This is a genomic window from Nocardia wallacei (assembly GCF_029868745.1).
In the GTDB taxonomy this organism is placed as follows: domain Bacteria; phylum Actinomycetota; class Actinomycetes; order Mycobacteriales; family Mycobacteriaceae; genus Nocardia; species Nocardia wallacei_B.
On record NZ_JARWOP010000269.1, the window covers coordinates 1 to 11722 of the forward strand.

The following is an 11722-nucleotide window of genomic DNA, read 5'->3' on the forward strand; positions in this document are numbered from 1 at the left end:
CTCGTCCGCGCTCAGTTCGGGCAGCGGACCGGTTACCTTCTCAGCGACATCAAGCGGGTTGGACACCCGAACATGCTAGCCGGGCGGCCGGCGTATACCTTATGCGGGGGGGCTTATTGGTGGCGCCCGGCCCCGTTCGCCGTACGGGATCAGCAGTTACGCAGTTCCGGGCTCTGGTTGAGCAGCTGTGCCCGGGTGGAGATGAACCGCGTGTAGGTCTCGCCACCGACCTCCGACAGCGGGAACGCCGCCACCCGGTGGCAATTCTGGAACGCGATCTTCACGCCGAAATGCCGCTCCAGGCCGCCGCGGATCGAGTCGGACGCCATGGCGCGCAGCAGCTGGCCGCGGGCCACCTCGTCCGGCGGGGCTACCCGGTTGTCGGCGTATTCGGCTGTGCCGGAACGCAGGTCGGCTGCCACTCGGCTGACCACCTCGTAGGCGTAGGGCAGCGAATTACGGACACACTCGACGAACTCGTCGTCGGAGACCTCGCCGCGTTCGGCACGCTCGAGTAGTGCGGTTGGGACGTCCAGTGACATAGCGCTCTCCTCGTGGGACAGGCGGATGGTGTCATCCGATTCTAAACGAAAAACGTTGTCAACAATCCTGGATTGTGCGCGAAAGTGCTAGGTTCAGAGCGTTTTTCGTCTCGGCGGAGAGTGTTCGCACCAGGTCGGCGGCGGGGACTGCGCTGGTCAGCGTATGTGTTTGGCCTGCCCACAGGTTCACCGCGTCGGCGTTGCCGTCGGCGCGTGCCTGTTTGCGCAACGGCCCGGTGGCGTAATGGATTTCGGGGTAGGCGGCAGGTGCGTCGGGGTGGTCGAGGATGAACCGGTTGCGCAGGCCGCGGGCCCGGCGGCCGCTGAACGCGCGGGTGAGCATCGTCGGGGCGTCGATGACCAGGGCGTCGCGATGCAGCTGCGCGGTACCGGCCTCCGGGCAGTTCAGGAAGGCCGTGCCCAGTTGTGCGGCGGCCGCGCCGGCGGCCAGCACGGCGGCGATGCCCGCGCCCGTGGCGAGGCCGCCCGTCGCCACCACCGGATGGTCGGTCGCGGCGGTGAGCAGTTGGAGCAGGGCCAGTGTCGAGAGTGGGTCGGCCGCATCGTCGGCGGGGCGGTCCACGAAGGTGGCGCGGTGCCCGCCCGCCTCGGCGCCCTGGGCGATCAGCACGTCCGCGCCCGCCTCGAGCGCGGTGCGCCCCTCGCCGACCGAGGTCACCGTCACCCAGGATTCGGTGCCCACCGACCGCAGGCGGGCGATCTCGCGCGCCGACGGGCAGCCGAAGGTGAACGATGCCACCGCTACCGGCTCGGTGACCAGGGCATCCAGCTTGGCGTCCCAGTCGTCGGTGTCGAAACGGGCCTCGCCGAGCGGGAATTCGCGGCCCAGCCCCTCCAGATAGGGGGCGAAATGCTCCCGCGGCGTCGGCGCTCCGGGAACGAACAGGTTCACGCCGAACGGGCGGGCGCTGTCGGACAGGAGGGCGCGGGTGCGCACGATCCGGTCGGCGAGGTCCGCGGCGGCGAGGTACCCGGCGGCGAGGAAGCCCAGACCGCCCGCGGCCGAGACGGCGGCCGCGAGTTCGGGTGTGGAGGGTCCGCCGGCCATCGGCGCGAGCACGATCGGGGTCCGCAAGTCGTCGATGATCACAGGCCCAGTCTGGCTTATGTAACAGCCGAACGCGCCGCCCTACTGCGGATCACCTGGACTTTCGCCCGAGAAGGTTGCGAAAAGGTCACGACGGAGTACAGTTTCCGTCACGGCGTATGCCGAATCGTTACCGAAAATGAGGTTTCGAATCGGCGACGTCACCCGAGTTGATCGACGCTAGGACGAACCTTGCCGCAGCACCGTGAGACCTCCACCTCAGTATCAGTCAAGGACTTGCTCGGAGATGGTGTTTGCGCCGCTCGTCCGAACCGGCACCGCGCCGAGCCGCGCACCGGTGACCGGATGAAGCTGGCGGCCAGCGCGGCGGTCGCGGCCGGCGCCATCGTCGGCACCGCCGCCCAGCTCGCGAACGCCGCCCCGCTGCTGCCGATCGGACACGAGAGCAGCAACGGCGACGCGATCGCCCTGGACAGCGTCGACGAACCGGCGGCCGAGGCCAAGCAGGCCGTCGCGGCGCCCGAGCCCGTCGCGGCTCCGGCCCCCGAGCCGGAGGCGCAGGCCGCGCCCGTCGCCGCGCCGATCCAGCCGGCCCCGTTCGGACTGCAGAATCTGCCGCCCGAGGTCGCCGGTCCGCTCGCCCAGGCCGAGCAGGTGATCAAGGGCCTGCAGAACCAGGTCGCCCCGGCGGCGCCCGCGGTGCGCCCGGTGGCCGGTGTGGTCAGCTCCGATTTCGGCGCGCGGTGGGGCGCTTTCCACTACGGCGTCGATTTCGCCGACGCCATCGGCACGCCGATCCACTCGATCGAGGACGGCACCGTGATCGAGGCCGGTCCGGCCTCCGGCTTCGGCCTGTGGGTGCGGGTCAAGCACGACGACGGCACGACCGGCGTCTACGGCCACGTCAACGACATCCTGGTCAACGTCGGTCAGCGAGTGCGCGCCGGTGACGTCATCGCCACCGTCGGCAACCGCGGCAATTCCACCGGGCCGCATCTACACCTGGAGGTCTGGGACGCCGCCGAGAACAAGATCGACCCGACGTCCTACCTGGCCGGCAAGGGTGTGATCCTGTCGCAGCAATGGGGACCCCAGTAATCGTCGCGGGTGTCAGCGGCCGTGTACGGGCACGGCCGGCGGTCGTGGGGGCTGGTGGTGTGACGGGTTTACACGAATTGTTCGATTCCAGATCCCCGCACGGCCGGGCGTACGCGGCCCTCGTGCAACACCCGCGATCCAGTTTGGCCGAACTGGCCGGTTACCTGGAGTGCTCGCCCGAGGTCGCCGAGGCTTCCCTCGACCGGCTGTGCGAATTGCAGGCGGCCGTCCGCATCGACACCAACGGCACCGTCGTGTGGGACGCGCACGCGCCGGAGGCCCTGTCCGAGGCCGAGTCCCGGCGGCGCCAGGCCGACACCGCCCGCATGCACGCGGCCGCCGCGCGCCTGGGCGAGACGTTCCGGTCGGTGCGGCGCACCGCCCGCGGCGGCGGCACGATCGTCCCGATGTACGAGACCCGGGAACTGATCGCCGAATTCGAGGATCTACAGCGCACGGCCCGCACCAACGTGCGGCTGGTCGAGCGCGGGCCCTACATCTGCGATATCGACCGGGCCGAGCGGATGTTCGAGCTGAAGTCGGCCCGCATCGATGCGGGCGTCCGCTATCAGACGCTGTACCAGGACACCGTCTATCAGGATCCGGACCGGCTGCGGCACGCGCTGTCCACCAATGCCGCCGGGGCGCAGGCGCGCACGCTGCCCGACCCGCCGCTGAAGGTGATGATCGTCGACGGCGAGCGGGCCAGCCTGATGCTGCACAACGACGAGCGCCGCGGCGACCCGATGGGCCTGCGCATCGGTCCCTCGCCGACGCTGGACCTGCTGGTTCGCACCTTCGATGTGCTGTGGTCGCTGGCCGCGCCGATCTCGGTGAATCCGAGTGAGCCGCTGGACGAGCGCGATCGGGCGATCCTGACGCTGATGGGTCTGGGCGCCACCGACGACACCATCGCCCGCCGGCTGGGCATGTCCCGCCGCACGGTGGTGCGCCGGACGGCCAGCCTGCTCGAGCGGCTCGGCGCGAGCACCCGATTCCAGGCGGGCGTGCAGGCGATCCGGCGCGGGTGGCTCTGAGCCGAGACGCGCGGACCGCTGTGACGCGGCCCACCGAATTCGACTCCTCGCGCAACAACGGGGCACCCTCGTACCGATGAGTAGAGGAGGCTCGCGCGGACGCCGCCGAGTACCGCGAGGACCCCTATATGATTGCCCGGACCGTGCGAGGGCCGCCGATATCGTTCGGCCGTGCGGACCTGCTGGACGCGAGAGGTGAATGCACTCGAATGGAAACTGCCCGCCGATCCGCTCGTGGAGGCCGCCGTCGTCGGTCGGGCGGCCCGCTCTTCGGACAGCTGCTCACCGCGGCGGTGGAGTCCGCCGCCGAGTCGGTGGCGATCCGGTTCGCGCCGGCCGAGGATTCGTCAGACGCACGTGAACTCACCTACCGGGAACTCGACGAGGCCTCCTCGCGGCTGGCGCGGGAGCTGATCGACCGCGGTATCGGCGCGGGTGACGTGGTCGCCATCGGTATCACCCGTTCGATCGAGTCGGTGCTGTCGGTGTGGGCGATCGCCAAGACCGGCGCGGCGTACGTGCCGGTGGATCCGACCTACCCGGCCGAGCGCATCGCCCACATGGTGTCGGATTCCGGCGCCGTGCTGGGCCTGACCACCTCCGCGCACCGCTCCGCCCTCGGCACCGGCGTGTACTGGCTGGAGCTGGACGACCCGGTGGTGCGGGACCGGGTGGCGGCGCGGCCGTCGCATCCGATCTCCTACACCGACCGGGTGCGCCCGCTCACCGAGCAGCACCCGGCCTATGTCATCTACACCTCGGGCTCGACCGGGCGGCCGAAGGGCGTCGTGGTGACCCACGTCGGTCTCGGCGCACTGGTCGCGGCCGAGCGCGAACACTATGGAGTGGGCGAGGATTCGCGCGTGATGCACGTGTGCTCGCCGAACTTCGACGTCTCCGTGCTGGAGCTGATGCTGGCGTTCTCCTCCGGGGCAACGCTGGTGGTCTCGCCGCCGGAGATCTTCGGCGGCTACGAGCTGGCCGATCTGCTGCGCCGCGAGCGCGCCACGCACATGCTGATCACCCCCGGCGCGCTGGAGTCGGTGGACCCGACCGGGCTGGACGACATCGAGACCGTGATGGTGATCGGTGACCGGTTCGGACCGGAACTGGTGGGCCGGTGGGCGCGCGACGGTCGTACGTTCGTCAACGGCTACGGGCCGACCGAGGCCACCATCCTGGTGTCGTCCATCGCGCTGGAGCCGGACGGGCCGATCACCATCGGCAATCCCATCCCGGGAGTCGGTGTGTTCGTGCTGGATTCGCGGTTGCGGCCGGTGCCCGCCGGAGTGGTGGGTGAGCTGTACCTGGCGGGACCCGCGCTCGCGCAGGGTTATCTGAACCGGCCGAGCCTGACGGCGGGCCGGTTCGTGGCCAGCCCGTTCGGCGCGGAGACCGGCAGCCCGGGTTCGCGGCTGTACCGCACGGGAGACCTGGTGCGGCGCAACGAGTCCGACGGCGGCATAGAATTCCTCGGGCGCTCCGACTTCCAGGTCAAGGTGCGCGGCTTCCGGATCGAGCTCGGCGAGATCGACAACGCGCTGACCGAACATCCGGACATCGACTTCGCGGCCACGCTCGGCCGCACCTTGCCGTCCGGCGCGACCACGCTGGTGTCCTATGTGCTGCCGCGTGCCGGAACCACGGTCGACACGGGGGAATTGGAAGAGTTCCTCGGGAAGTCGTTGCCCGCGTACATGATTCCGGCCCTGATCATGGTGCTGGACGAGATCCCGCTGACCCCGATCGGCAAGCTCGATCGCGCCCGGCTACCCGAACCCGCCTTCGCCGCACGGGAATTCCGCGCGCCGTCCACGCCGGTCGAGGAGATCGTCGCCGACGTGTTCGCCGCGCTGCTCGTGCCGGCGGGACCGCAACCGGACCCGGCCGCCGGTGAGCCGGTGGGCTCGGTGGCCGCCGGTCGGGTCGGCGCCGACGACGACTTCTTCGAACTGGGCGGCAATTCGCTGCTCGCCGCGCAGGCCGCCGCGCGGATCGGCTCCGCGCTGGACGTGCGGGTGCCGGTGCAGCTGCTGTTCGACGCCTCCACGGTGGCCGCGCTGGCCGAACGCGTGGAGCGGCACGCCGGGTCTGCGGCCGGGCAGCAGTTGCGGCCGATGCCACGGCCCGAGCGCATCCCGCTGTCCTACGCGCAGCAGCGGATGTGGTTCCTGAACCGCTTCGACCCGCACAGCGCCGTCAACAACATCCCGGTCGCGGTGCGGCTGACCGGCGCCCTGGACCTGGACGCGCTGCGCGCCGCGGTCCGCGACCTGGTGGAGCGGCACGAGGTGCTGCGCACGGTGTACCCGGATCTCGACGGCGAGGGCTACCAGCTGGTGCTGCCGCTCACCGATTCCCGTGCGGTGCCGGAACTTCCGGTGGACGACGCCACCGAGGCGCAGGTCCCGGCACTCGTCGCCGAGACGGTGACGGCCGGGTTCGACGCCACCGTCGCGCCGCCGGTGCGGCTGCGCGTGCTGCGGCTGGCCGCCGACGACCACGTCCTGGTGTGCGTGGTGCACCACATCACCGGCGACGGCTTCTCGATGGGCCCGTTGACTCGCGATCTGATGACCGCCTACCTGGACCGGGTGCGCGGCGGACAGCCGGGGTGGACGCCCCTGGCCGTGCAGTACGCCGACTTCGCGCTCTGGCAGCGGGAGACCCTGGGCGCCGAGGACGATCCGGAATCGGTGCTGGCACAGCAGATCGCCTTCTGGCAGCAGCAGCTGGCCGCACTCCCGGAACAATTGGATCTGCCCGCCGACCGGCCGCGCCCGGCCGTCGCCACCAACCACGGCGCCACGCTCGATTTCGAGATCGACCCCGCCGTGCACGCAGCGCTGAATCGCATTGCGCACGGCAACAATTCGACCGTATTCATGGTCGTGCACGCGGCGCTCGCGGTGCTGCTGGCGCGGTTGTCGGGCACCCGCGACATCGCGATCGGCACCCCGATCGCCGGGCGCGGCGAGGCCGAACTCGACGACCTGATCGGCATGTTCGTCAACACCCTGGTGCTGCGCACCGAGGTCGATCCGGGTACGCCGTTCGACGAACTGCTGCAGTCGGTCCGCGCCACCGACGTGGCCGCCTTCGGGCACGCCGACGTGCCGTTCGAGCGGCTGGTGGAGCTGCTGGATCCGGTGCGCTCGGCCGCGCGGCATCCGCTGTTCCAGGTGATGCTGACCTTCCAGAACCTGGCGCCGGCCCAGCTGGAGCTGCCCGGCCTGGCGGTGTCCGGCGTGGACCTGGCCGTGCCGCTGGCCAAGTTCGACCTGCAGCTCGCCCTGGCCGAACGCGTCGACGAACACAATGTGCCGCAAGGCATGTCGGCGTCGTTCACCTACGCTACCGACCTGTTCGACGAGGCCACGGTGCAGGACTTCGCCGATCGGTTCCGGCGCATCCTGGGCGCGGTGGCGGCCGAGGCCGCGGCGGTAGTCGGCGACATCGACGTGCTGGCGCCCGGCGAGCGCGAACTCGTACTGCACGAATGGAATTCGACCGGCGCCCAGGTGCCGCCGGTCACCCTGGTGGACCTGCTCGCCGCTCAGGCGCGGCGGCGGCCGGACGCGACCGCGATCCGCTACGGCGACACCACGCTGTCCTTCGGCGAGTTGCAGCGGCGGGCGAACCGGGTGGCGCGGGCGCTGATCGCGCAGGGCGTGGGCCCGGAATCGCTGGTGGCCGTGGCGGTTCCGCGCACCGAGGAGCTACCGGTCGCGCTGCTGGGCGTGCTGGTCGCCGGCGCCGGATACCTGCCGATCGACACCACCTACCCGGCGCAGCGGCTGGAGTTCATGCTCTCCGACGCCGCCCCCGCCTGCGTCCTCACCACCGCGTCCGAACGAGACGCGCTGCCCGGCGGCACCGCCCCGGTGGTGCTGCTCGAGGAGGCCGCGGACCGGTCCGACGCCCCCGTGACCGATGCCGACCGGGTCGCGCCGCTGCGGCCGCGGAACCTGGCCTACGTCATCTACACCTCCGGCTCCACCGGGGTGCCGAAGGGCGTCGGCGTCTCGCATCGCAATGTGCTCGAGCTGTTCGCCAACACCCAGCTGCTGTTCGAGTTCGACGAGACCGACGTGTGGACGCTGTTCCACTCCTTCGCCTTCGACTTCTCGGTGTGGGAACTGTGGTGTGCGCTGGCCAACGGCGGCGCGGTGGTCGTGGTCGACTACCTGACCTCGCGGTCGCCGGAACTGTTCCGCGAGTTGCTGATTCGCGAGCAGGTCACCGTCCTGAACCAGACCCCGTCGGCGTTCTACCAACTGGCCGAGGCGGACCGCGCCGCGCACGCCGGTGGCGCGGGCAAGTTCGCGCTGCGCTACGTCGTGTTCGGCGGTGAGGCCCTGGACCTGCGGCAATTGCAGCGCTGGTACGAGCGGCACGCCTCCGACGCGCCGCAACTGATCAATATGTACGGCATCACCGAGACGACGGTGCACGTGTCGTTCCTGGCCGTGGACGAGCGGCTGGCCGACAACCCGGCCAGCGTGATCGGCCGCGCGCTCCCCGGCCTGGACTCCTATGTGCTCGACGACCGGCTGCATCCCGCCCCGGTCGGCGTGGCCGGTGAGCTGCACGTTTCCGGCGAGCAGCTGTCGCGCGGCTACCTGGGCCGCGCCGGCTTGACGGCCACCAGGTTCGTGGCGAACCCGTTCGGCCCGGCCGGATCCCGGATGTACCGCACCGGCGACATCGGCCGGTGGGCCGGGTTCGGCGGCGAGGCGAACCTGGAGTACGCCGGGCGCACCGATCAGCAGGTGCAGATGCGCGGCTTCCGTATCGAACTCGGTGAGATCGAGTCGGCGCTGCTGCGCTGCGAGGGCGTGAGCCAGGCCGTGGTGGTCGTGCGCGCCGACGAGCAGGCCGGTGACCGGCTGGTGGGATACGTTGTCCCCGAAGCGAATACACAGCTCGACCCGGTCGCGCTGCGCGGCCGGGTGGGCGAGTTCCTCACCGCCTACATGGTTCCCGACGCCGTCGTGGCGCTGGACGCGCTGCCGCTCACCCCGAACGGCAAACTGGACCGGAGGGCGCTGCCCGCACCGGAATTCATCGGGTCTGCCGCGTTCCGGGCACCCGGCACCCCCATCGAGCAGGCGGTGGCCGACGTGTTCGGCGGGCTGCTCGGCGCCGGGGAGGTCGGGCTGGACGACGACTTCTTCGCCCTCGGTGGCAATTCGCTGCTCGCCACCCGCGCGGTCGCGCGGATCAACGAGGCGCTGGACTCGAATGTCGCGGTCCGGGAGGTCTTCGAGGCGCCGACCGTGGCCGCGCTGGCGGCGCGCATCGTGCCCGGCGCCGCGGCCGGGACGGTGCGGCCGAAGCTGGCGCCCGTGCCGCGGACCGACCGCGTCCCGCTGTCGCTCGCGCAGCAGCGGATGTGGGTCATCAACCAGCTCGATCCCGAATCGCCGTCCTACAACATCCCGTTGGCGCTCCGGCTTACCGGCGCGCTGGACGCGGCGGTGCTGAGCCAGGCCGTGACCGATGTGCTGGAGCGGCACGAGGTGTTGCGCACCCGCTACCCGGTCGGCGGCCCCGGCGGGCTGCCGTATCAGGAGATCCTGTCGGCCGCCGACGCGCTGCCGGACGGGCTGCCCGTGGTGGACGGCACCGATCCGATCGAGCGCATCACCGAACTGCTGTCGGCTGGATTCGATGTGACACAGGAGGTTCCGGTCCGGGCCCTGCTGCTGCGCAACGGCGACGACCACCTGCTGGCGATGGTGCTGCACCACATCGCGGGCGACGGCGCGTCGCTCGCGCCGCTGGCCCGCGACCTGATGACCGCCTATCTGGCCCGAGTCGAGGGCGGCGAACCGGGCTGGGCGCCATTGGATGTCCAGTACGCCGACTTCGCGGTGTGGCAGCGCGGGGTCATCGGGACCGACGACGATCCGGAGTCGATCGCCGCCCGCCAGCTGGACTACTGGCGTACCCAGCTCACCGGAATCTCGGGCGGCGCGTTCCTGGCGCCGGATCGACCACGGCCCGCCGTGCCGTCGATGCGCGGCGGCATGGTGGGTCTCGACGTGCCCGCGCACGTGCATGCGGGCCTGCTCCGCATTGCGCGCGAACACAATTCGTCGTTGTTCATGGTGGTCCACGCGGCGCTGGCGGCACTGCTGGCCCGGCAGTCGGGCAGCGCCGATGTCACCGTCGGCACGCCGATCGCCGGGCGCGGCGAGCGGGCGCTCGACGATCTGGTCGGCATGTTCGTCAACACGCTCGCGCTGCGCACCGGGGTCAGCACCGCCGACACCTTCGACGCGCTGGTCGAAAAGGCCAGGGAGGCCGACCTTTCCGCGTTCGCGAACTCCGACATCCCGTTCGAACGGGTGGTCGAGGTGGTGTCGCCGGGCCGCACCGGTGAACAGAGCCTGTTCCAGGTGATGCTGGCGTTCCAGAACACCGAGCAGCCGACGCTGGAACTGCCCGGCCTGACCGTGGCGGCGCTGGACAGCGACCGGGTGGCGGCCAAGTTCGACCTGCAGGTGATCGTCGAGCCGCGCCACGACGCGGCGGGCGCGCCCGCCGACCTGGTCACCGTCTTCACCTACGCCACCGATCTGTTCGACGAGGCGACGGTGCGGGCGCTGGGCCGCCGGTTCGAGCGCATTCTGGCCGCGGTGGCCGCCGATCCGCAGGTGCTCGTCGGCGATATCGACCTGCTCGACGAGCAGGAGCGCGCGCGGATCGAGGCGCAGCGGCCCGAGCCGGTGGAAACGGTCTCGGCCAACGGCACCGCGCTGGCGCAGGCGCTGGCGGCGGCGGTCGAGGACGATCCGGACGGTCCGGCGCTGGCGTTCGGCGAGGACGCCGTGTCCTATCAGGAACTCGGCGCCCGCTCGTCGCGGCTGGCCCGGGTGCTGATCGGGCGCGGCTGCGGTCCGGGCACGGGCGTCGCGGTGCGGCTGGATCGCGGTGTCGAGGCGACGGTGGCGACGTGGGCCGTGCTGAAGGCGGGCGCCGCGGTGGTTCCCGTCGGCGACGGCACGCGACTGCCCGAGGCGCTGGAGATCAAGGTCGGCCTGGCGGCCGGGTCGGCGCCCGCGGGCGACGGCGTGGACTGGCTGGTGCTCGACGATCCGGCGGTCGTCGCCGAGGTGGCGGGGGAGTCGGCGCGCCCGGTGACCTATGCCCACCGGACGCGGCCGCTGCGCGGTGTGGATACCGTCTTCGCGGCCGCGGGCGTGACCCTGAGCTACGACGAACTCGCGGCGGCCGTGGACCGGCTACGCGAACGCACCGACCTGACATTCGAGTCCCGGACGTTCCGCCGCGGTCGCGCGGACGCCCCCGCAGCGCTGCTCGAGGTGGTCGCGGCCGGTGCGGCCGGTGCGTCGGTGGTGCTGGCGGAGGCCACGAGCGCGGCGCTCGCCGACGAATGGGTCACACACCTGTTCCTCGACGCGGACGGGCTCGCGGGGCTCGATCCGGAGCCCCTGGAGGACCTGCGCGCCGTGGTGGTCGAGCAGGGCGCCGTTCCGGCCGGATTCGGCGCCGCCGAGGTCGTCGTGGCCGTCGGCGAATTGCTGCGCGGCGATAGCGAACGGCTGTGATATCTCCTGACCCTGAACTCTGGGGCGTGCGTAACCAGGGTGGATGCGGTATGGGCGCGGACAGGGCATGATCGGTGAGGTTCACGACAGGCACGGAGAAGGTTTCATTTTGATGTTCGGAGTTGCTGGCGGGGTGTTCGAGTGAGCCGACCCGAACGTCGGCGGCCTACTCGTGCTCGGCGCTCCCGTGTCACCACGCTGCCGAGACTGCTGGCGACCGCTGTCGAGACGAACCCGACCGGTACGGCGTTGGTGTTCGCGGATGCGTCGGCGTCGTTGGTGGTGTTGTCGTATGCGGAGTTGGATGAGCGGTCGACGCGGTTGGCTCGGTTGTTGATCGAGTGGGGTGTGGGTCCTGAGGTTGTGGTGGCGGTGGGGGTGCCGCGGTCGGTGGAGTCG

6 protein-coding genes are annotated in these 11722 nt (G+C 71.0%); 4 read left to right on the top strand and 2 right to left on the bottom strand.

Going from position 1 to position 11722, the window contains the following annotated elements:
- Window positions 1-149: 149 nt before the first annotated feature.
- Window positions 150-542: an SCO5389 family protein gene (locus QH470_RS24120; protein ID WP_280274610.1), complete on the bottom strand. Its 393-nt coding sequence runs from the start codon at window positions 540-542 to the stop codon at window positions 150-152.
- 58 nt (window positions 543-600) lie between these two features.
- Window positions 601-1653 carry a nitronate monooxygenase gene (locus QH470_RS24125; protein ID WP_280274611.1) on the bottom strand — a complete coding sequence of 351 codons (1053 nt, stop codon included), beginning with the start codon at window positions 1651-1653 and terminating at the stop codon, window positions 601-603.
- A 303-nt stretch (window positions 1654-1956) separates the two neighbouring features.
- Between QH470_RS24125 and QH470_RS24130 the strand changes: the two genes are divergently transcribed.
- The 4 genes from QH470_RS24130 to QH470_RS24145 all read left to right on the top strand — a co-directional run.
- Window positions 1957-2709, top strand: a complete 753-nt coding sequence (locus tag QH470_RS24130) for a M23 family metallopeptidase (RefSeq protein WP_280274612.1) — start codon at window positions 1957-1959, stop codon at window positions 2707-2709.
- Window positions 2710-2831: 122 nt separating this feature from the next.
- Window positions 2832-3746 (top strand): helix-turn-helix transcriptional regulator, encoded by a 915-nt coding sequence (locus QH470_RS24135; RefSeq protein WP_280274613.1) that lies wholly within the window; start codon window positions 2832-2834, stop codon window positions 3744-3746.
- Between the two features lie 209 nt (window positions 3747-3955).
- The gene (locus QH470_RS24140) at window positions 3956-11323 is read left to right on the top strand and encodes a non-ribosomal peptide synthetase (protein WP_280274614.1); all 7368 of its coding nucleotides are present in this window, start codon (window positions 3956-3958) and stop codon (window positions 11321-11323) included.
- A 141-nt stretch (window positions 11324-11464) separates the two neighbouring features.
- Window positions 11465-11722: AMP-binding protein (locus QH470_RS24145; protein WP_280274615.1), on the top strand; the 258-nt coding region annotated here is incomplete at its 3' end.